The following is a 20,796-nucleotide window of genomic DNA, read 5'->3' as shown; positions in this document are numbered from 1 at the left end:
GGGTTTCCCAGCCGGATCGCGCGCCGATCGGCGCTCCTCCGCCCCGCCAGAGGGTCCTATCCTCTGACCATGGAGGCACTGGCCGTACGGCTGTCGGGGCTGGATTCGTACGTCGAAGGCGCGATCCGCGTCGTCGCGTTCTACGACACCCTGATGCGCCGACGGGTGGATCTCCCGACGCTCGCCCGGGCCTCGGCGGGCCTGGCCGAGTGCGTGGCCGGGATCCGGCTCCACGGCACCGGGCAGGTGACCCGGATCGCGCGCGACGGCAGGCAGGCGTCCGCCCCACCGTCACCCGCGTCCACGACGGCGCCGATCACCCTCGATGAGGAGGAGATAGGCACCGTGTGGCTGGAACGCTCCGGCCCGCCGAATCCGCTCGACGAAGTACTGCTGGACCGCCTCGCCATCGCCGCCGCGGCGGTCGTCGAGCGGTACGGTCCGGCCCGTACCACCATGGCCGATCCTGCCCTCGTCGAACTGGCGATCAGCTCCGACAGCGACGAAACGGCCAGAGCACGGGCGTTACGGCTCCTGGGGTTCGCCGCCGACCTGCCACTCCACGTCGTCGCCGTACGCTCGCGGCTCCCCCTCGACCGGATCGGCTCCCTGCTCTGCCCCGCCCGCCCCGTGAAGGCGGCGTCCCTCGCCGACGTGGGCGTCATCCTGGCCACCACCGTCGACCCCACAGGGATCCCGGCAGACGTACGCGCGGGCATAGGCGCCGCCGATGGCCCCGACCGGTCCTGGCAACAGGCCCGCACCGCCCTCCGCTTCACCACCCCACGCCAACCGGTCGTCCACCACGACGACTTGGGGGCGTTGGCGCTGCTCGCCCAGGTGTCCCCGGACTCCGTGCGAGACAACGCCGACGTCGCCGCCATCGCCCGGATCGCCGGCAACCCCGAAGATTTGGAGACTCTGGACACCTACTGCGCCACCGGCTCCCTGCGCCGGGCCGCCGACCTTCTCCACCTGCACCACAGCAGCGTCGCCCGCCGACTCGAACAGATCGCAAAGACCCTGGGCATCGAACTCACCGAACCCACCGGACTGACGCGGGCCGCCCTCGCCCTCACCGCATGGCGGCTGCTCGACGACTGAGGGGCGACGAACCAGGCCGAAGCAGCCCCCAGGCCGTGCGGGACTTCGGTCTGGGCGACCGGTCGGGCGAGGTGGGGTCATGGCCGTCAAAGCCGGTTGAGATGTCGCCGGACGTTGGGGAGAGTCTGTGCGCATGGAGTTCTTCTGCTACCACCGGGACCGGCTCGGCTCCCTGCCCTTGCGCGACGAGCTGCTGGAAGAGCACTGGTCCTACATGGACCGGTACGAGAAGGAGATGATCGCCCGCGGCCCGACCTTCGCCGCTGACGGCGAGACGCCCACCGGCAGCGTCCACATCCTCGACCTGCCAGACGCCTCCACCGCCCGCGAGTTCGCCTTCAACGAGCCCAACTACCAGGCAGGCGTGTACCGGGACGTGCTGCTGCGCCGATGGCGCAACGTGCTGGGGCGCACCATGTGGGATTTCCCCGGTGGGCGGACGGGTGGCAACCGGTACCTGGTGCTGGGCCTCGGTTCGGGTCGGGCCGCCGACCTCGCCGTGCCGCCCGACCGGGACGAGCTGATCGCGTACGGGCCGCTGCTGTCGGACGACGGCGCCGCCTGGCTGGGTACGGCGGCACTGGTCCGGGCCCCTGACCCGGATACGGCACGCGCGGTCCTGACCGCGCGACGGTACGCCGACATCGAGGTCCACGACTGGCAGTTCGGCGGGCGGCAGTGACGAACATCGCCTTAGGCGACGGGCAGATCGAGGTAGCTCGCCTGGCCGTCTTCGGTGGTCAGGGTGATGGTGGTGCCGGGTTCGTTGGCGGTGTCGTAGAAGGGGTCGGCGGTGTCGACGACGAGCATGAGGCGCCACCCCGCGGGCAGGAAGAAGTCGGCGGTCTGCAGGTCGAACCCGGCGGTCACCGGGGTGCCCGCCTGCCCGTCGTGGCGGGTGAAGGGGGCGTGGCTGACGATGTATCCGCCGCCGAGCGGGTCCACGGCGAACAGGTAGGCCACGACCGTGGCCATGCCGGTGGAGGAGGCCAGGTTCAGGCTCAGCCGGGGCGTGCCGCGCAGCCGGATGCCGCCCGGGTTCGCCGGGCCGGTGCTCCAGATGCCCACGCACTGCTGGGCCGCGCCTTGGTCGAAGGTGTGGGTGAGGTACCGCTTGGGCAGGACGAACCGCTCCAGCAGACCGCTGAGGATCACCGCGTCCGCTGCCCTCGCCGGCGTGCTCGGTCCCGGCTGCAGGGACAGGCTCCAGCCCGACGGGTGGCCGGCGGCCAGGGTCCCGCGCCTGCGCCCGGTCTCCGGCGCGCCCAGGTACAGCCGCTGGGCCTGGCCGGTGAAGTCCTCCCAGCCGGAGTAGGTGTGGCGGACGCGGGTGTGCATGACCTCGCTGGTGATCGGCGGTTCGTTCTCGACGCCGTTGTCCTCGTCCTTCAGGAAACGGTCGAACCACCGGCGCAGGCTCCCGAGGATCGGGTCACCCGGTACTCCGCTCAGGCACAGCAGCTCCGGCGAGGTGTGGTCGCCGATGCCCAGGTACAGGCGCTTGGGGCCGGTCAGGCGGCGGAACATCTCCAGGGTCTGGTTGACCGGGAAGATCGTCTCGTGCCAGGCGTGGACGAAGTGGACGGGGACCTCACGGGTGTTGAGGTCTTCGACGTGGTTCACCGGGGAGCGTCGGGCGGCCCAGGCGAGCGGGTCGCTCACGTCCCCGCCGCCCAGCAAGGCGTCGAACATCTTCTCGGTCTCGGGGGCCAGGCGCCCAGGAGTCGGGGAGGACTTCAGCGCACCGACGGAGGCCAGGTGCCGGGTGCCGTTCTCGTAGAAGGCCGCGCCCATGTCGCCCCATGTGCTCAGCGCCGCCACGGCAGCCACGCGGAGGTCGGCGGCGGCGGCCAGCTGGCTGATGCCGGAGCCGTAGGACTCGCCCAGGAAGCCCACCTTCGTCACCCGCTCGCCCAGGCGTGCCAGCAGATGGTCCACCGCCTTGCCCGCGTCCACGACGTCCTTCTCACCGGCCGCCTCCACCAGCCCGCCGGAGTCACCGAAGCCGCGCGCGGTGTAGGCCAGCACGTGGTAGCCCCACTCCTGGAAGCGGGCGGCGATGCCGGTGTACGAGGTCCATCCCGGATTGACCCAAGGGGAGGGCATCACCAGCGCCGGACGCGGCTCGTCGTCCGGGTGCGTCCACAGCGCGCCGTCGAGTTCGTCGCCCTCCGCACCGAGGATCCGTACCTCCTCGTATCCCCTGGCGCGCACCTGCTCCACCTGCGCTGCCAGGTCCTCGGGCAGCACAGCGGTGTCCCCGGTCCGCAACGCCTGCCGCAGCGCGGCCAGCCGGACCTCGTCCAGCGGGGCGAACGCCTGCGCGTGGGGCAGGTCCTCCGCGGACCGCCTGCCGCTGTCGGCGATGTCCGCCACGGCGGACAGCAGCGCCCAGGACGCCTCGCCACTCCCGACCTCTTCGTTGAATCCGCTCGTCATCCGCGACCCACCTCTCCGTTGGTCACCATCCTTCCGAGCGGACTCGCACCCTTCACATAAATATGACCGAATCACCCCATTGTGTGGGTGGTCAGGTGCTGCTCGTCGTCGCCGGCAGGATCGGGAACTCCCAGCCGTGATGTCCGAGGGGCGTCGGGCAGTCGACCGCGGGGCGGTCCGGGTCGCAGCGCAAGCGCAGCCGGTCGTGGTCCGGCCACGGCTTGAGCATCTCGTTGTCGATGACCACCCAGCGGTCCTCGTAGGTCCGGCCTTCGTAGCCGATGTTGAGCTGGGCGCGGGTGAGGCTGGAGGAGATCGTCGACAGCCGGATCCGCGACCGGCGGATCACCCTGACGGACACCGTCGCCGACAACGCCGGCTCCGCGGGTCTGGTGTGCGGCGCCTGGACACCCCTGGCTCGCGGACACCCTCGCGGCCTTCGGTACCGCCCTGGAACCCGGGCACCTGGTGCTGCCCGGTGCCATGACCACCGCTCCCTTCGTCAGCGCGGGCCAGAAGGTCGAGGCACGCTTCGGCGGCCTCGGCTCGGCGGCGGTGACGTTCGTGTGATCCGTCGTCGGCAGGATGCCCGCCCGGTCCGTCACAGGCCGGCCGTCGCCCTGCTCCGCGCCTTCTCGTACTCGGACAGGGGGTCGCCCCCGACACTCCAGGGCCAGGCGGCGACGGTGCCGTTGATGGCCTCGAAGACCGGTCGGGCCTCGGTGCGCCGCTCGGCGACCATCAGCGCGTAGGCGAGCAGGTTCAGGTCGGCAAGGGCTGCGGCATGCTGGAAGAACCCGGGCCCGGCCCAGCTGCGGGCCGCACGGTCGAGGGCCTGGGCGGCCGTCGCGTGGGACCAGTGGTTGCGTGCCATCAGCGCCTCGACTCCGCCCAGGTTGAGGACGGAGTGGTACTGCAGAACCTGGGCGGTGAGTTCGATCGCCGCGCAGGGCGCGTTCTCGGGTATGCGGGCGCGGACGGCGTCGACGAAGTCCAGTACCTGGATCCGGGACCCCATTTCCTCCGGGCTCAGGTAGCGCAGCATGTTCAGATACGCCTCGCGGTTCCACCGGTCGCGCGCCAGTATCTCGTTCCACACACCGAACGCCTCCGGCCGGCTGCGGCGCTCCAGCCGTGACACCCCCAACAGGACCACCCAGGGAGTGGGGTCCTCCGGCGCGAGGTCGGCGGCACGCAAGCAGGCCCTGGCGATGCCGGCCACGTCATCCAGGTGTCCCTGGGAGCGTCCGCGTATGAGCTGCGTCCATGCGTGCAGGACGAGCGCGCTCGCGTTGTGCGGCTCGCGAGTGGCCCAGGCCCGAGGGACGTGCGATTCGGACAGGCGGTGCGCCAGGACCGACAGCCGGTGCGTACGGCGGTCCCAGTCGGCGGTGCCCTGGTCCAGGAGGCGGGATATCTGGGCCGCGCACAGCTCTGTCGTCGCGATCGTGCCCGTATTGGTGGTGGCCTGGAGGGACTTCAGCAGCCGGCTGAGGGCAGCGTCGTCGAGTTCGAGGACGAGACGTGCACGTCTGCGGCGGCTTGAGAGAAATGCCATGAACGGAGGCTAGAGGCCACCGGCTGTCGCACAAGGTGTGCACCGAGATCGTTATCGGGAGAGTACTTGGCTGACTACTGCGCGGTCGTGTGTGTCCCGGGGCGGTGCGACCCGCCCGGAACACACACGACGCCTGAGCGGCGGCGGGACTACCGGGTGAGTTCCGCCGCTTCGTCGAGCCGCGTCAGTTTCCGCGGGTTCGCCACCGCGAGGATCCGGGTGACCTTCCCGTTCTCCACCACGAGGCTCACCGCGGCCACTCGGCCGTCGATCTCGATCCGGCCCGCGGGCGCGCCGTTGAGCCACACGGCCGACACCACCCGGCCCGGGCGAGCGAGCAACTGCGCGACGAGTCCGGCACCGTGGACCGGAGCCGGAGCGGCGGACGCGATCCCGCCGCCGTCGGCGACCAGGACCACGTCCGGTGCCATGACGTCCAGCAGTTCCTGCAACCGACCGGTGCGCAGCGCGGCCAGGAACCGCTCCACCACGGCCTGCTGCTCCGACCGGCTCACCGGAACCCGCGGCCGGCGGGCCGCCACGTGCTCGCGTGCCCGCCGCGCGATCTGCCGCACCGCGGCCTCGGACTTGCCCGTCGCCTCGGCGATCTCGCCGTACGGCACCTCGAAGACCTCGCGGAGCACGAAGACGGCGCGCTGCGTCGGCCCGAGCGTTTCGAGCACGGTCAGCATCGCGATCGAGACGCTCTCCGCGAGCTCGACGTCCTCGGCGACGTCGGGGCTGGTCAGCAGCGGTTCCGGCAGCCACTCGCCGACGTACTCCTCGCGGCTGCGCGACATCGTCCGCAGCCGGTTGAGCGCCTGCCGTGTGACGGTTCGGACGAGGTAGGACCGCGGGTCACGCACCTGCGAACGGTCGGCGTCGGCCCACCGCAGCCAGGACTCCTGCAGCACGTCCTCCGCGTCGGCCGCCGAACCGAGCATCTCGTAGGCGACCGTGAACAGCAGGCTGCGATGGACGACGAACGGGTCCTCGGTCATGCCGTCGACGCTACGCCGGGCGCCGTCCCGGGACGCGCGGCCGGCGGGATCTCGCAGGCATCGGAGTACCCCTGCGACGTGATCCCGTGCGCCGTGTTGCACCTGGCCGCCAGGTTGGCGAAGCCGATGAACACGGTGAGTTCGACCAGCGCCGCCGGACCGAGGCCGTGGAGCAGACGCGCCGAGAGCTCGTCGGTGACGGTCGTCGGTGTGTTCGTCATGGCCTCGGCGTATTCGAGCACGTCGCGCTCCAGTGGCGTGAACACCTCCGACTGCCGCCAGCGCGGCACCTGGCTCGCCTTGGCCAGGTCCAGACTCTGGTTCAGCGCGGCGAAGTAGTTGATGTCGAGGCACCAACTGCAGCCGATCTGTGCCGCGACGGCCATGTGCGCGAACGTCTTGAGGCTCGCGTCGCACGCGTCCCACTGGGCCACCTTGGCCGAGAACTCCTGGTTGTCCTCGGCGAGCTTGGGGTTGTTCCACAACAGCTCGACGGGCTCGGGCACGGCACCGAGCTGCTTGATCATGTTCTCGCGGAGCTCGGCGGGGAGCTCGGCCTTCGGGACGCGTAGCGTCATGGTGTTCTCCTTGTACGTGTGCCTGTTTGGCCGTTCGCCATGAAGACACCGCCGGACCCCCGCTTGTGACACCACGGCTGAGGAGTGGAGGACGGGATCTCGCCGAGTCCACGTCTTCGGCCGTGCGACGCCATGAGGTGACGGCCCAGGGCGAGTGTGGCGAGCAATGCCACGAGTGCGCACACACCAGACCATCCGGCCTGAGCGTAGGCGCGCAGCCCGAGCCACGAGCCGGCGCTGCCGCCCAGGTAGGCGCAGGTCATGTAGGCGGTGTTGAGCCTGCTGCGGGCGTCGGGGCGCAGGGCGAAGACACGGGCCTGGTTGGCGACCATGCCGGACTGCATCGCGACGTCGAGCAGGAGCGTGCCGACGATCAGGGCGGCCAGCCCCCGTGTGCCGCCCGACGCGCCCAGGGCGAGGATCGCGGTCGAGGCGAGGACGCCGAGCATGCAGACGAAGCTGACCGGATCCGGCCCTCGGCGGTCCACCAGACGCCCGGCGAGTGGCGTGCACAGCATGGTCGCCCCGCCGACCAGGGCGAGCATGCCGATCGCCTGGGCCCCCAGGCCGTAGGCGGGGCCGGTGAGGAGAAGCGCCAGGCAGGTCCAGACGGCCGAGAACCCGGCGAAGACCGTTGCCTGGTAGAAGCAGGAGCGGCGCAGGTCCGGCTCGGTGCGCAGCAGGCGCAGCGGCTCGGCCAGGAGTGCCGGGTACGGCTGGCGGGTGAGCGGGGTGGTGGTCGGTACCGATGAGAACAGGACGCCCGCCAGGAGCAGGACCAGGGCCGCGGCCACCAGGTAGGGGGCCCGCCATCCCAGCCATTCGCCGAGCGTCCCGCTGAAGGTGCGGGCCAGCAGCATTCCGCCGATCGATCCGCTCAGCAAGATGCCCATGACCGTGCTGCGGCGGTCGGCTGCCACAAGTCCGGCCGCCAGCGGGGCGACGACCTGCGCGGCCACGGTGGTGAGGCCGGTGAGGACACTGGCGGCGACGAGGAAGGGCAGGGCCGGTGCGCAGCCCGCGGCGAGCAGACCCACGCCGGTGAGAGCGAGGAGGGCGGTGAGGAAGGTGCGGTGCGGGAGCCGGTCGCCGAGCGGTACCAGCAGGAAGATCCCGGCGGTGTAGCCGACCTGTGTGGCGGTCACCACGAGGGCGGCCGAATCGGGTGAGGCATGCAGTCCGGCGGCGACCAGCGAGCTGATCGCCTGCGGGAAGTAGACATTGCCCACGGCCACGCCGCAGGTCATGGCCAGGATCAGGACCAGTCGGCGGCTCATCTTCCGTCCACCGGCCCGCCCGCGACGGTGGCAATCGCAGTGCGCTGTAGGGGAGTTGTCCGTGTCATACGTGGAAGTTCACGGCGCCCGCGTTCCGCTGCCAATCGATGTAGCGTATGGCTTGATGATCAGCTTCGAGCTCGGCGTCGAGGACCTGGTGGACACGCGGTTCGCCGTCTCACCTCTGCAGGAGACGGTGCTCAGTCTGCGGGTGCTGCGCGATCCGGGGCTGTCCGCGTTGCACCTCCCCTGGCGCAGGTCCGTGCTCGGCGGGCTCGGAACGCTCGACACCGACCTGCTGCTGTCCCTCGTCGCGGTGAGGCGCTCCCTGCCTGATTTCCTGACCCCGCGCCCGACGAGCTTCGCCCCGGCGTTCGAGGAAGAGCTGGCCGTCGTACGCCGGACCTCACCGGATCTGGTCCGGCGCGATCTGCTGGCCGCGCACGCGCCGGATCCCCCTCCCGAAGCTCTGCGCGATGCCACCGCTGCCGGCGACGAGCCCGTCACCGGACTCCGCGACGCCATCTGTGAACTCCTGCGGCAGTACTGGGAGATCGCCATCAAGCCGGTGTGGCCGCACATGCGACTGCTGCTCGAGGCCGACATGACCTATCGCGCGCGGCAACTGGCCATCGGTGGCGCCCGCCTGCTGTTCGCCGACATGCACCCCGATCTGCGATGGCGCAACGGTGTGCTGCACATCGACAAGATGATCGGCGGGCACCACGTCGCGGCGTCCGGGCGAGGGCTGCTGCTGGTGCCGTCGGTGTTCGCTCACAAGCCCGCGCCCCCGGTCAGCCCGGAGGAGCCGCCGGTCCTGGCATACCCCAGCCGTGGGGTGGCGACGTTGTGGGGCCCGGCGCCCCCCACTGACAGACCTGCTCTTGTCTCCCTTCTGGGTGCACCCCGGGCGAGGCTGCTCGATCTCCTTGAAGAGCCGCTCCCCACCGTCGAGTTGGCCCGCCGGCTCAGGGTCACCCCGAGTGCGGTGTCCCAGCACCTGCGCGTACTGCACGCCACGGGCCTCGTCACCCGGGCTCGTCACGGGCGGCAGGTCCTGTACCGCCGCAGCTCTCTCGGCGACCAGCTGATCGGCCGGGGCACGTGAGCCTCTTCGCAGCCAAGCGTTCTGCTGTCGGCCGATACTGCCGCGGCTTTGACGGCATGGGCGACAGGATCGTCGTATGCAGCCGGTCCGGTGGTGCGGCGGGCAGTCGTCGGGGAGCAGCCCACCCTGCCGTTGTCCTACTACGAGCAGCACATCCCGGTCCCCGACGGCTGGGACGACCATCCCTGCTCATACTTGCTGTTCGGCCCTCCGTACGAGACGTTTCCGCCGAGGCGCGCGAACGCGGCTGGCGCGTGGCACATCTGCCCGGCGCGCACCTCCATCAGATCGTCGACCCCGTCGCCACGGCCCGGCACCTCGTCGGACTCGCCGGCTGCGTCGGTCAGCCCGCGGGCCCTCCGCCGGCCGTGTAGGAGTGCGCACCGGTCCCGGCCAGCTTGCCGCCCTCCACGATCAGGTACTCCGGGCGGATGGGGTGGCCCTCCAGCCAGCATTCCAGGATCTCCCGGACGCCGGCCGCATAGCGGGCCTGGGCGGAGAGCGAGGAACCTGAGACGTGGGGTGTCATGCCTTCGTGCGGCATGGTGCGCCAGGGGTGGTCGGGCTCCGGCGGCTCCGGATACCAGACGTCACCGGCGTACCCGGCCAGCCAGCCGCTGCTGAGGGCGCGCACGACGGCGTCTCGGTCGACGATGAGCGCGCGTGCCGTGTTGACGATGTAGGACCCGCGCCTCATGGCGTGGATCAGTTCCTCGTCGAACATGTTCTCCGTCTGCGGGTGCAGGGGGGCGTGGATCGACAGCACGTCGACCGCACCGGCCAGGGATCGGGCGTCGGGATGCCAGGCCACCGCCAGCTCACTCTCCATCTCCGGGGGCAGCCGGTGCACGTCGGAGTAGTGCAACGACACGTCGAACGGCTTGAGCCGGCGCAGCACCGCCTGGCCGATGCGGCCCGCGCCCAGGACACCGACGCTCATCCCCTCCAGGTCGTAGTTGCGCGCCACGGAATCCGCCACGTTCCAGCCGCCCTTGGTCGTCACCCACTCGTGCGCGGGGAGGTAGTTGTGGACGAGGGCGAGTATCTGCATGACCGCGTGCTCCGCCACGCTGATGCTGTTGCTGTAGGTGACCTCCGCCACCGTGACGTCGTGAGCCATGGCGCTTGGCAGGTCGACGTGGTCCGAGCCGATCCCCGCGGTGATCGCGAGCTTGAGCCGGGGCGCTCCGGCGATCCTGTCGGGGGTGAGATAGGCGGGCCAGAAGGGCTGCGAGATCACCACCTCGGAGTCGGGCAGCTCACGCTCCAAGGTGGAGTCCGGGCCGTCCTTGTCGGACGTGACGACCAGGGTGTGTCCCTGGTCCTCCAGGAAGCGGCGCAGCCCCAGTTCCCCCGACACGCAGCCGACCAGCTCGCCGGGCGTGAATTCGAGGGCTTGCGGTGTAGGCGTGCTCTGGCCTCCTGGATAGGCGCGGATGACGGGTATGTCCTCACGCGCGTAGGAGGGCGGGTAGCCGTCCACCGGATCGGGATAAAGTACAGCAAGGATCTTTGCCATGGCCGTCCTCCACCGAAGGGTCGGCGCGGCCGTCTCATGGGCGGCCGCTCATGTGCGCTCCGGCCGACTGATTTCTGCTTGTTATTCGTAATTTCACCCTATTACCGATGAGCCCACCGGCCTAAACAGTGGCAAAAGCCGGGAACCCGGGATTCTCGGTCAGCTCGGCCCAGACCGTCTTGCCGTGCCGGGCGTGGCGCGTACCCCAGTGTTCGGCGAGTTGGGCGACCAGGTGCAGGCCGCGGCCGCCCTCGTCGTCGATGCGGGCGCGGCGCTGGTGCGGCGTGGTGCTGCTGGCGTCGGAGACCTCGCACAGGAGGGCGCGGTCGTGGATGAGGCGCAGCCGAATGGGCGGTCGGCCGTAGCGGATGGCGTTGGTGACCAGTTCACTGACCACCAGCTCGGTGGTGAAGTCGAGGTCCTCCAGCCCCCAGCTGCTCAGCTGCCGCGCGACCCGCGACCGGGCCCCGGCGACCGCGGCAGGGTCCGCCTCCAGGTCCCAGCTGGCCACCTGGCGGTCCCCGAGGGCGTGGGTACGGGCCAGGAGCAGGGCGACGTCGTCGTCCGGGCGCGTCGGCAGCAGCTTTTCGAGCACGGTGTCGCAGGCGGCCTCCAGGGAGGAGGAGGGCTGGGCAAGTGCTTCCCGGAGCTGGGTGAGACCCGTCTCGATGTCCTGGTCGCGGGCTTCGATCAGGCCGTTGGTGTAGAGGGCGAGAAGGCTGCCTTCAGGCAGTTCGACCTCCGCCGCCTCGAACGGCAGGCCGCCCAGGCCGAGCGGTGGGCCCGGTGGCAGGTCGAGGATGTCGACGGTGCCGTCCTGGGCCACCACGACCGGCAGGACATGGCCCGCGCGGGCGAGGGTGCAGCAGCTGCTGACGGGGTCGTAGACCGCGTACAGGCAGGTGGCGCCGATGTCCGAGGCCTCGGAGTTGGGGTCGGTGGAGGCTTCTGCGGACAGGCGGAGGACGACGTCGTCCAGGTGTGTGAGGAGTTCGTCGGGCGGCAGGTCGATGTCGGCCAGGGTGCGTACGGCGGTCCGCAGTCGGCCCATGGTGGCGGCGGCGTGGATGCCGTTGCCGACGACGTCGCCCACCACGAGGGCTACTCGCGCTCCGGACAGGGGGATGACGTCGTACCAGTCGCCGCCCACGCCGAGCCGGGCGCCTGCGGGCAGGTAGCGGCAGGCGACGTCCACCGCGGACTGCGGTGGCGTGTGCGACGGGAGCAGGCTGCGCTGGAGGCTGAGGGCGGTGGCGCGGGCGTGCGTGTAGCGGCGGGCGTTGTCCACGGCGACGGCAGCCCGGGTGGCGATCTCCTGGGCGAGGAGCAGGTCCTCGTCGTCGTAGCGGCCGGGGTTGCGGTGGCGGGAGAACTGCGCGACGCCCAGGGTGGTGCCGCGGGCGCGCAGGGGCACGACCAGCGTGGAATGGACCGGGTGGGAGTCCACGGCGTGGCCGGGACGGCCGTCGAGGTGGTGCCGTGAGGGCTGGCCGGTGGTCAGGGCGCGGTCCGGCGGCGAACCGTCCGGGTAGGTGTGGAGCTGCTGCGGCGTGATCGTCGGTTCCGGGCGGTCGCCGGTCACCGACCGCTGGGCGAGCCGACGCAGTACGAGCGGTTTCTCCGCCGGAGCGTCGTGTCCCTGGAGCGCGGCGTCGAGCAGGTCGACGGTGATGCGGTCCGCGAAGTGCTCGGTGGCGAGGTCCGCCAGTTCCTGGGTGGTGCGGGCGATGTCCAAGGTGGTGCCGATGCGCATGCCCGCCTCGTTCACCATGGACAGCCGCCATCGCAGCCGGCGGTCCCGTTCTTCCTGGAACGCCACGACGCCCTGCTCGGCCGTGCGGTCCACGTATCCGGTGGTCGTCGCTATCAGCTTGCGTGCCGCCCCGCTGACCAGCTCGGGGTCGCTCGTCAGCCGGGGCAGCTCCTCGAACAGCCTGTCGAGGGCGATGGCCTGTGCGAGCCGGTGAGCCCGCAGCATCGCGGTGACGGGTATGCCGTGCCGGGCCAGCTGCCGTACGCGTTCGACGTCGTCCGCGGGCGGATCGATCCGGCTCGGCTCGACCCCGTGTTCAAGACCGGCCAACGCGCCGACGATGTGCTCGACGATGTTCTCCGACGTCATGCGAGCGATCTTCGGGTCTTCCCACAGTTCGGGGACCGCCTCGCGCAGGCACCGCGCCACATCGGCGATCAGCCTGTCCGCGCTCCGGCTGAGCACCTGCGCGGCACGGCACACAAGGCTGTCCGCGGTGACGTCCACAGTCACGACGTTACGCCGTACGGGCGGATGCGCATCGCCGGGAGGCAGACGAGGCACGGACGCCTCGGCGCCCGGGCGCCACCGTCTTTTGCGACGGGTGGACGCCCGCACCGGATCACTGAACGGAGCACGCGCGCGAGGCTCTCGCCGAGGAGGCGTCCGGGGTCCTGTGCGGCACACGGGCTTCCGACGCAGAGGCAGGTGCGGTCCCTCGGTGATCGGCTCTCGTCAGTCGAGATCGGGCAGCGGACGCCGGGCGACGTCGCGGGCGTCTTCCGGCGGGACGCCCAGCATGCGCAGCAGCATCTCGGCCAGGTTCGACGCGGCCTCGTCCCCGTCGAGTTCCGGGCGGGCGAACCGCAGCTCCACCAGCGCCAGCAGGGAACCGCCCAGGGCGGTCAGCGCGGCGGTCGGGTCGGTGATCGTGAAACGGCCGGAGGCGATGCCCACCTCCAGGTCGCGCAGGGCGCGCGGGGCCAGGCCCGAGTCCGAGTGGAGGTGGCCGAGGCCGCGGTGGCGCAGTACCTGCATCAGTTCGGGCCGGGAGTCGACCAGGCGCGCGCTGAGCCGGAAGCCCGCCGTGACGAGTTCCGCGGGGTCGTCCACGTCCCTCAGGTGCTCGTCGAAGGTCTGGCCGAGTTCTTCGAGGGCGTCCCGTACCGCCGCGTCGAACAGCTCCGCCTTCGACTCGAAGTGGTTGTAGAAGGACCCGAAGCCCACGTCCGCGCGCTCCGCGATCGTCTGGATGCTCGCGCTGGTGTCCCCGGTCTCGGCGAGTATCCGCCGGGCCGCGCGGACGAGAGCCTGCCGGGTCTCGGCACGGCGCCGTTCGAAGCGGTTGCGGGGTGCGGCTGACGTCGACATACGCGCGAGTCTAGCAACGAGTACCGCAGTACCACAGTTCTGATGAATCAATCAGTGGTTCGCTGAGGACAGCTATTGACGATCGAAGAGTCAAAGCTGATGATTTCCTCATTACGGCAATGTTGCTTGGAGGAGACCCGAAGTGAGCCGCACATGACCGTCGAGTACAACTCGGCAGACGTACCCGTGGTGATCGTCGGGGCCGGGCCCGTGGGCGTGACCGCCGCCCTGCTGCTGGCCCGGCGTGGCGTGCGGACCGTCGTCCTCGAACGCCACCACGACGTCTACCCCCTGCCGCGCGCCGTCGCCACCGACGACGAGGTGCGCCGCATCCTCCAGGCCGCAGGGGTCCAGGAGGAGTTCGCCGCGATCGCCCGCCCCGCGCGGGGGCTGCGGCTGCTGGACGCCCGGCATCGGGTGATGGCCGAGTTCCCGCGCGCCGCGCAGGGGGCCCATGGCTTCCCGCAGACCAGCATGTTCGACCAGCCCGAGCTGGAACGGCTGCTGCGCGACGCCCTGGCCCGCACCCCGGAGTGCGAGCTGCGCGGCGGGGTGGAGGTCACCGGCGTCCACCAGGACGACAACGGTCCGGTCCGCGTGACCTACCGCGACGACAAGGGTGAGCACCTCCTGCGGGCGGACGCCGTCCTCGGCTGCGACGGCGCCAACAGCCTCACCCGCGAGGCCATCGGCTCCGCATGGGAGAACCTGCGCTTCGAGGAACGCTGGACCGTCATCGACGTACGCACCAGCCTCCCGGTCCGCTGCTGGGAAGGCGTCGAACAGATCTGTGACCCCGAGCGTCCGGCGACGTTCATGCGCATCGGCGAGGACCGCTACCGCTGGGAGTTCCGGCTCCGGGACGACTTCGAGCTGGACCACGGACGGCTGCGGGAGATGATCGCCCCCTGGGTGGACATCGCGCGCGGCGCCGACTTCGAGCTGGTGCGGCAGGCGCGGTACACCTTCCGGGCCCGTATCGCCGACCGCTGGCGCCGCGGTCGCGTCTTCCTCCTCGGCGACGCGGCCCACCTCACCCCTCCGTTCATCGGGCAGGGGCTGTGCGCCGGGCTGCGTGACGCCTACAACCTCACCTGGAAGCTCGCCCGCGTCCTCCGACAGGGCGCCGGGGAACGGCTGTTGGACACGTACGAGAGCGAACGCAAGCCGCACGCCCGATATGTGATACGGCTCGCGGTCGCCATGGGGTGGGCCATGACCGGCGGCCAGGACGGCGCCGCCGCCCTCCGTCGCGGCCTCCTGGGCGCGGCCGTCCGCATCCCCGGCCTGACCACGGCGGCCGTGAGCGACCTCAGCCCGGCCCTGGCGCCCGGGCCGCTCGTACGCCGTCCCACCCGCTGGGGCGGCCGGAGTCTCGTGGGCCGCTTCTGCCCGCAGCCCTGGGTGACGGTCGACGGTCGGCGCGCCCGCCTCGACGAACTGCTCGGCGACTCCTTCGCCGTCCTCACCCGCGTACCGCTCGCCCCCTCGCTCGAGGCGGTCGCCGACGGCCTCGGCGCCCGGACCGTCCCCGTGACCGGCCTCGACGACGACGGCCGCCTCGCCGACTGGCTGCGCGAGGGGCGAGCGGACACCGTGCTGCTGCGGCCGGACCGGGTCGTGATGGACGTCGTCCCGGACGGCGGCCGCGCGTTCACGAGCACGGCCGGCTGGGCGTCCCTGCTGCACACCACACGAATTCCTTTTCCTTCGCAACGAACCGTTGAGGAAAGCCCGTTGAGGAGCACCACGCGATGAACACGCCGTACCCGGCCCCCTTCTTCACACCCGATCCGCAGGCCGCCGCCGCCAGCCGTATCGTGGACTTCGCCCGCTGGGCGGCCCGGAACCGGGGTGCTGCCGTGGACCGCGACTACACCTCCCTGCACCACTGGTCGGTCACCGACCTGGAAGGCTTCTGGGGCGCGGTGTGGGAGTACTTCGACATCGACGCGGACACCCCGTACGAGCGGGTCCTGGCCGAGGAGACCATGCCGGGCGCCCACTGGTTTCCCGGCGCCACCCTCAACTACGCCCACCACGCCCTGCGCAACCTCCCGGACGAGGACGTGGCGATCATCGCCCTCGACGAGACCGGCTCCGGGTACGAGGTGACCGGGAAGCGGCTGCGCTCCGAGGTCGCCTCCGTCGCCGCCACCCTGCGCGACCTGGGGGTGGGCAAGGGCGACCGGGTCGTGGGCTATCTGCCCAACACCCCGCACGCGATCGTCGCGTTCCTCGCCGCCGCGAGCCTGGGCGCGATCTGGTCGGTGTGCGGGCAGGACTACGCCCCCACGGCGGCCGCCGACCGCTTCGGGCAGCTCGAACCCACCGTGCTGATCGCCGCCGACGGCTACCTCTTCAACGGCACCACCCACGACCGCCGCGAGGCCGCCCTCGAACTGGCCGGCGCGCTGCCGACGTTGAAGGCGACGGTGCTGGTGAACCACGTGGGGCTTCCCTGGCTCACGGCCGCCTACCCCTCTCTGGTGATCCCGTGGGAGGACGCGTCCACCCGCGCCGAGCGACTCGCCTTCACCACCGTGCCGTTCGACCATCCCCTGTGGGTCGTCTTTTCCTCCGGCACCACCGGCCTGCCCAAGGGCATCGTCCACGGCCACGGGGGCGTCCTGCTGGAACACCTCAAGACCCTGAGCCTGCACTCCGACCTCGGCCACGGTGACCGCCTGCTCTGGTACACCACCACTCACTGGATGATGTGGAACCTGGTCGCCTCCACCTTGCTGACCGGCGCGACCACCTGCACGTACGACGGCAGCCCGGCCCCCTTCGGCCGCCCGGACGTCCTGTGGGAGCTGGCCGCGCTCCACCGCGTCACGGTCTTCGGCACGAGCCCCCAGTATCTGCTGGGCATGGCCAAGTTCGGCATCGACCCGTCCGTGCACGACCTGTCGTCCGTCCGCGTGGTCGGCTGCACCGGCTCCGCGCTGCCGGCGTCCGCCTACCCCTGGGTCCGCGACCACGTCGGCGCCGACGTCCTGCTGGCCTCCATCAGCGGCGGCACCGACATCGTCTCCGGCTTCGCCGGCAGCGCGCCCACGATCCCCGTCTGGGCGGGCGAACTGTCGGCTCCCCACCTCGGCGTCGCCCTGGCCGCGTACGACGCCCAGGGTCTCCCGGTCGTCGACCGGGTCGGCGAACTGGTGGTCACCCGCCCCCTGCCCTCCATGCCGCTCCGCTTCTGGAACGACCCCGACGGCACCCGCTACCGCGACGCCTACTTCTCCTCCTACCCCGGCGTCTGGCGGCACGGCGACTGGATCACCGTCACGGGCCACGGCTCGGTGATCGTGCACGGCCGCTCCGACTCCACCCTCAACCGCAACGGCGTACGCCTCGGCAGCGCCGACATCCACGACGTCGTCGAACGCATGCCGGAGATCGCCGAAGCCCTGGTCATCGGCGCGGAGGAACCTGACGGCGACTACTGGATGCCCCTGTTCGTCGTCCCGGCGGCCGGAGTGACCCTGGACGACGCCCTGCGCGACCGCATCCGCGACGCCATCCGGACCGGCGCCTCACCCCGCCATGTCCCCGACGAGATCCTCGAAGTCCCCGGCATCCCGCACACCCGCACCGGCAAGAAGCTCGAGGTCCCGGTGAAACGGCTCCTCCAGGGCGCCCCCGCCGAGCAGGTCGTCAACCCGGCCGCCGTGGACGCCCCGGAACTCGTCGAGTACTACGCCCGCCTGGGAGCCGACCGCCGCGGTCGCGGGAGCAGCGACGCTTGACACCGGGATTTTGTTTGGCCGCACACCCGGCGTGTTCTGAGACACCGGGGCCGGCGACTGAAGCGCGCCCAGGGGCAGCGCTTCAGCGGGCGGTGTCCCAGCGCAGCAGCACCGCCGTGTGGGGACGCGGCAGAGAGACGGTGAGCCTCCCGGCCGCGTCCCACACCGCGGTGGCGTCGGACGTGCCGGGGTGGAGCACCTCCGGGACGAGGTGGGCGCCACGCAACGACCGGAAGGTGAGCGTGCGGCTTCCGGCGCCGGACTCCCTGCGCCACACCGTGAGATAGGTGGACTCCCGGCCGCGCAGCCCCTGGGCGATCCAGCCGTCGTCCCAGGCCGGCAGTCCGAGCGGCCAGAAGGGGAGCGCGTCGGCGATGTCCGACCGGATGCTCTTGTACACGCGGATCGCCGAGCGTACGAGGCCGAGTTGGTCGTCGTTCATCCGGTCGAGGAAACCGGAGAGATGGACACGGCCCAGAAGTGCCCCGGTGAGGGTGAAGGCGATCTCGTCGAGCGTGTGGCCGGGCTGGGGGTACGCCCACACGGCGGCCTGCTCGGGAGCGGCGGCGGTGGCGGCCGCGGCGGTGATCGGCGGGTAGCGCAGCGGGTCCTGCTGGTCGCTGGTGGACTGCAGCTGGGCTACGGCCAGTTGGGCGTAGTCCATGCGCAGACCACCCGAGCCGCAGTTCTCCAGGACGAGGCCGGGGTGCCGGTCGAGGAGAGAGTTCATCCAGTCGAGGTGGGCGCGGTGGTGCCCGAGCAGCCCGGCACCCGCGCTCTCGGAGCCGGACTCCGTGCCGGGGCCGATGTTGATGTTGTAGTCGAGTTTGAGGTAGCCGACGCCCCACTCGCCGACGACCCGGTCCACGACCCGGTCGAGGTGGGCACGGGCGGCGGGGTGGCGCAGGTCCAGGTGGTGCCGTCCGTGTTCCGTGACGCGCACGCCACCGCGCCGGAAGAACGCCTCCGGCGGCAGGGAGCCGGCCAACGGGCTGCGTACGCCGACGACTTCGGGTTCCAGCCACAGTCCCGGCGTCATGCCACGGCCTCTGATGGCGTCCAGGACTTCCTGTATGCCGCCGGGAAAGCGGTCGGGCGCGGCCTCCCACGCCCCGACGGCGTCCCACCAGCCCTGGGCGTCGTCGTCGTACCAGCCCGCGTCGATGACGAAGACCTCGGCGCCGGCCGCCGCCGCCGCTTCGACGAGCGGCAGCAGCTTCTCGGTGGTGGGATCACCCATGAGGGTGTTCATGTAGTCGTTGTAGATCACCGGCAGCGTGCGGTGGTCGGCGTGGTCACGGCGGATCCGGCGGCGGTAGCGGGTGAGTTCGCCGAAGGCGGCGTCGAGACCGCCGGTCCGCGTCCGGACGAGGACGGCGGGCACGGTGCCGAACTCCTCGCCGGGGGCGAGCGTGTGGCGCCACTGGTGGTGGGCCTCGTCGGGGCCGAACAGGGCGACGTAGGCGGCGCCCTCGCGCTCACCGGCCTCGAAACGCCAGCCGGCACTGGACTCGATCTGCCAGAGCCAGGCGTGGCCCTCCCGGTCGGTGAGCGCGGCAACCGGCAGGTGCCGGCCGGTCGACCAGCTGCCCTGCGAGTACCGCTCGAAGCAGCCGCGCCCCTCGTGCCCGTGCGCCGACCGGCTCAGCGCGACATTGTGGTCGCGGAACGCGGCCTGCCGCCACCGGCATTCGGCGAGCCAGTCGTTGTCCGCCCAGTGCACGGTCAGGCCGTCGAGGCCGCCCGCCGCGTCGACGATGCCGCCGAGGGTCAGCGTGGACACGCTCTCCAACTGCAGCGAAACCGTCCCTTCGTTCACCAGGCGCACCCGGGCCCGCAGGAATCCGGTTCCGGGGCACGAGTCCAGGCCGACCTCGGCGGCCAGGCCCGTGTCCGGGTCCGCGAGCCGGATCACCGTGCGCTCCCAGGGACCGTCCTGAACCGTCTCGTGGCTGCGGTAGGCCAGCCGGTCGCCGATGGCCGTGTCGATGAAGCGCTCCCCCGACCAGGTGCGGCCATGGCCGGTGGCGGTGACCTCGACGAGCGGGACCAGACGGATCCGGTCCTGGCCAGGCGTTCCCAGCCGCACCGACCCGGCGGCGTCGACGACGGCGTGCAGCCCGAGCGCCGGGTGCGACCAGAGACGGGACCCCTCGGCTGTTCCGACGGCTGTGCTCAACGGCTTTCCCCTTCTGGGAGGTTGGGTCTCGCGGCGGCGGTGCGGCACCATGTGACCGGTCACAACTCTCCCACGCGTGTGACCGGTCACACAACCTCCGGAAGCGGCGGGGGGACAGCCGTCGCCGAATCCGAGTCGGCAAATTCGCACTCGTGCGTCGAGCCGTGGAAGCATCGGCCGCCGGCCGGGTACGCGTCGCTGGGAAGGGTGGTGGCTGGACGTGGTTGCCGACTGGGAGTGGGACGACACGTTGTTCTCGGGCACGGCCCCCTACTACGAGCGCGGGAGGCTTCCTTACGCCCCCGGGCTGGTGGACACGCTCACCGAGGCTTTGCGGCTCGACGGGCGGGGGCGCCTCCTCGACGTGGGATGCGGGCCGGGCACGCTCGCCCTGAGACTGGCGCACTCCTTCGGCGAGATCGTCGGCGTGGACCCGGACAGCGGGATGATCGCCGAAGCCGGGCGCGGAGCGGCCGAGGCGGGAGTCGCCGGGAAGGCGACATGGGTGCGGGCCCGGGCCGAGGATCTGCCCGCGGGACTCGGAACGTTCACCGTCGCGACCTTCGGCCAGTCCTTCCACTGGATGGATCAGGACCTGGTGGCGGCAACCGTCAGGGACATGCTCGATCCGGGCGGGGCGCTGGTGCACATCGCGGACTTGAAGACGGAGACCCGGACCGTCGACGGCCTTCCGTATCCGGCGGTGCCGTATGCGGCGATGGAGGAACTGGTCAAGGACTATCTGGGCCCCGTCCGACGAGCCGGCCAAGGGGTGCTCCCGCAGGGCACACCTGGCGGGGAGGCCGATGTCTACGCACGGGCGGGATTCGCCGGTCCCCAACGCCATGTCGTTCCCGGTGGGCAGCCGCTGGAACGCACGTCCGAGGATGCCGTCGCCTGGATGCTCTCGATGTCGTACTCGGCTCCGCACCTGTTCGGCCCACGCCGCGACGACTTCGAGGCAGACCTGCGCCGGCTGCTGGGGGAGGTCTCCCCGTCGGGCCGGTTCTCCGAACGCGGGCCGAGCACCGAGATCTTCGTCTGGTGGAAGGACTCCCGCTGAAGCGGTACCTCCGCCAGCCATGTGATCCGTGCACGAACTACAAGGCTGCAAGAACTACAAGGCCCGCACGAACTACAAGGGAAGCGAACTGCCG

The 20,796-nt window shown here is 71.2% G+C and carries 16 protein-coding genes; 6 read left to right on the top strand and 10 right to left on the bottom strand.

Translation table 11 applies throughout. The annotated features are described in order from the left end of the window. Positions 1-69: 69 nt before the first annotated feature. A complete protein-coding gene (locus tag ACZ7L0_RS19655) occupies positions 70-1,104 on the top strand; it encodes a PucR family transcriptional regulator (RefSeq protein WP_471243747.1) in 1,035 nt (344 codons plus the stop codon). Between the two features lie 133 nt (positions 1,105-1,237). After that, the gene (locus ACZ7L0_RS19650; RefSeq protein WP_471243746.1) at positions 1,238-1,786 is read left to right on the top strand and encodes a YciI family protein; all 549 of its coding nucleotides are present in this window, start codon (positions 1,238-1,240) and stop codon (positions 1,784-1,786) included. A gap of 11 nt (positions 1,787-1,797) precedes the next feature. Here ACZ7L0_RS19650 and ACZ7L0_RS19645 read toward each other — a convergent pair whose 3' ends face one another. From ACZ7L0_RS19645 to ACZ7L0_RS19620, 6 genes are all read right to left on the bottom strand, one after another. Then, positions 1,798-3,543 carry a CocE/NonD family hydrolase gene (locus tag ACZ7L0_RS19645; RefSeq protein WP_471243745.1) on the bottom strand — a complete coding sequence of 582 codons (1,746 nt, stop codon included), beginning with the start codon at positions 3,541-3,543 and terminating at the stop codon, positions 1,798-1,800. Positions 3,544-3,634: 91 nt separating this feature from the next. Then, positions 3,635-3,916, bottom strand: coding sequence for a hypothetical protein (locus ACZ7L0_RS19640; protein ID WP_471243744.1), 282 nt, complete (start codon positions 3,914-3,916; stop codon positions 3,635-3,637). A gap of 228 nt (positions 3,917-4,144) precedes the next feature. Next, positions 4,145-5,101 (bottom strand): hypothetical protein, encoded by a 957-nt coding sequence (locus ACZ7L0_RS19635; RefSeq protein WP_471243743.1) that lies wholly within the window; start codon positions 5,099-5,101, stop codon positions 4,145-4,147. 149 nt (positions 5,102-5,250) lie between these two features. Next, a complete protein-coding gene (sigJ, locus tag ACZ7L0_RS19630) occupies positions 5,251-6,102 on the bottom strand; it encodes an RNA polymerase sigma factor SigJ (protein ID WP_471243742.1) in 852 nt (283 codons plus the stop codon). Further along, a complete protein-coding gene (locus tag ACZ7L0_RS19625; RefSeq protein WP_471243741.1) occupies positions 6,099-6,680 on the bottom strand; it encodes a carboxymuconolactone decarboxylase family protein in 582 nt (193 codons plus the stop codon). Before ACZ7L0_RS19625 ends, sigJ begins: the two co-directional genes overlap by 4 nt. Beyond that, positions 6,677-7,957 (bottom strand): MFS transporter, encoded by a 1,281-nt coding sequence (locus ACZ7L0_RS19620; RefSeq protein ID WP_471243740.1) that lies wholly within the window; start codon positions 7,955-7,957, stop codon positions 6,677-6,679. Before ACZ7L0_RS19620 ends, ACZ7L0_RS19625 begins: the two co-directional genes overlap by 4 nt. Positions 7,958-8,081: 124 nt before the next feature. Here ACZ7L0_RS19620 and ACZ7L0_RS19615 point away from each other — a divergent pair, with 124 nt between their 5' ends. Further along, positions 8,082-9,065: an ArsR/SmtB family transcription factor gene (locus ACZ7L0_RS19615; RefSeq protein ID WP_471243739.1), complete on the top strand. Its 984-nt coding sequence runs from the start codon at positions 8,082-8,084 to the stop codon at positions 9,063-9,065. A gap of 343 nt (positions 9,066-9,408) precedes the next feature. Here the strand turns inward: ACZ7L0_RS19615 and ACZ7L0_RS19610 are convergent, their stop codons facing one another. From ACZ7L0_RS19610 to ACZ7L0_RS19600, 3 genes are all read right to left on the bottom strand, one after another. Then, positions 9,409-10,584, bottom strand: a complete 1,176-nt coding sequence (locus tag ACZ7L0_RS19610) for an NAD-dependent formate dehydrogenase (protein WP_471243738.1) — start codon at positions 10,582-10,584, stop codon at positions 9,409-9,411. Positions 10,585-10,705: 121 nt separating this feature from the next. Then, the gene (locus ACZ7L0_RS19605) at positions 10,706-12,844 is read right to left on the bottom strand and encodes an ATP-binding SpoIIE family protein phosphatase (RefSeq protein ID WP_471243737.1); all 2,139 of its coding nucleotides are present in this window, start codon (positions 12,842-12,844) and stop codon (positions 10,706-10,708) included. A 228-nt stretch (positions 12,845-13,072) separates the two neighbouring features. Beyond that, the gene (locus ACZ7L0_RS19600) at positions 13,073-13,708 is read right to left on the bottom strand and encodes a TetR/AcrR family transcriptional regulator (protein WP_471243736.1); all 636 of its coding nucleotides are present in this window, start codon (positions 13,706-13,708) and stop codon (positions 13,073-13,075) included. A gap of 153 nt (positions 13,709-13,861) precedes the next feature. Here ACZ7L0_RS19600 and mhpA point away from each other — a divergent pair, with 153 nt between their 5' ends. Together mhpA and ACZ7L0_RS19590 are read left to right on the top strand one after the other, a co-directional pair. Next, on the top strand, positions 13,862-15,466 hold the full coding sequence (gene mhpA / locus ACZ7L0_RS19595; RefSeq protein WP_471243735.1) for a bifunctional 3-(3-hydroxy-phenyl)propionate/3-hydroxycinnamic acid hydroxylase MhpA: 1,605 nt from the start codon (positions 13,862-13,864) through the stop codon (positions 15,464-15,466). Then, complete coding sequence (locus ACZ7L0_RS19590; protein ID WP_471243734.1) at positions 15,463-17,460, top strand: acetoacetate--CoA ligase; 1,998 nt, start codon at positions 15,463-15,465, stop codon at positions 17,458-17,460. The genes mhpA and ACZ7L0_RS19590 overlap by 4 nt, the downstream gene beginning before the upstream one ends. 82 nt (positions 17,461-17,542) lie before the next feature. Here ACZ7L0_RS19590 and ACZ7L0_RS19585 read toward each other — a convergent pair whose 3' ends face one another. Next, on the bottom strand, positions 17,543-19,639 hold the full coding sequence (locus tag ACZ7L0_RS19585) for a glycoside hydrolase family 36 protein (RefSeq protein WP_471243733.1): 2,097 nt from the start codon (positions 19,637-19,639) through the stop codon (positions 17,543-17,545). Between the two features lie 220 nt (positions 19,640-19,859). On the opposite strand from ACZ7L0_RS19585, the gene ACZ7L0_RS19580 reads away from it, so the two are divergent. Continuing rightward, positions 19,860-20,702 (top strand): class I SAM-dependent methyltransferase, encoded by an 843-nt coding sequence (locus ACZ7L0_RS19580; protein WP_471243732.1) that lies wholly within the window; start codon positions 19,860-19,862, stop codon positions 20,700-20,702. The last annotated feature ends 94 nt before the right edge of the window (positions 20,703-20,796 follow it).

The organism is Streptomyces sp. NPDC039424 (assembly GCF_055639495.1).
This window is presented reverse-complemented; position numbering and strand designations above follow the sequence as displayed.

Bases quoted from the DNA above. Each gene is read 5' to 3' on its own strand.
- ACZ7L0_RS19655 (WP_471243747.1), top strand. From the start codon at position 70: ATGGAGGCACTGGCCGTACGGCTGTCGGGGCTGGATTCGTACGTCGAA.
- ACZ7L0_RS19650 (WP_471243746.1), top strand. From the start codon at position 1,238: ATGGAGTTCTTCTGCTACCACCGGGACCGGCTCGGCTCCCTGCCCTTG.
- ACZ7L0_RS19645 (WP_471243745.1), bottom strand. From the start codon at position 3,543: ATGACGAGCGGATTCAACGAAGAGGTCGGGAGTGGCGAGGCGTCCTGG.
- ACZ7L0_RS19635 (WP_471243743.1), bottom strand. From the start codon at position 5,101: ATGGCATTTCTCTCAAGCCGCCGCAGACGTGCACGTCTCGTCCTCGAA.
- sigJ (WP_471243742.1), bottom strand. From the start codon at position 6,102: ATGACCGAGGACCCGTTCGTCGTCCATCGCAGCCTGCTGTTCACGGTC.
- ACZ7L0_RS19625 (WP_471243741.1), bottom strand. From the start codon at position 6,680: ATGACGCTACGCGTCCCGAAGGCCGAGCTCCCCGCCGAGCTCCGCGAG.
- ACZ7L0_RS19620 (WP_471243740.1), bottom strand. From the start codon at position 7,957: ATGAGCCGCCGACTGGTCCTGATCCTGGCCATGACCTGCGGCGTGGCC.
- ACZ7L0_RS19615 (WP_471243739.1), top strand. From the start codon at position 8,082: ATGATCAGCTTCGAGCTCGGCGTCGAGGACCTGGTGGACACGCGGTTC.
- ACZ7L0_RS19610 (WP_471243738.1), bottom strand. From the start codon at position 10,584: ATGGCAAAGATCCTTGCTGTACTTTATCCCGATCCGGTGGACGGCTAC.
- ACZ7L0_RS19600 (WP_471243736.1), bottom strand. From the start codon at position 13,708: ATGTCGACGTCAGCCGCACCCCGCAACCGCTTCGAACGGCGCCGTGCC.
- mhpA (WP_471243735.1), top strand. From the start codon at position 13,862: ATGACCGTCGAGTACAACTCGGCAGACGTACCCGTGGTGATCGTCGGG.
- ACZ7L0_RS19590 (WP_471243734.1), top strand. From the start codon at position 15,463: ATGAACACGCCGTACCCGGCCCCCTTCTTCACACCCGATCCGCAGGCC.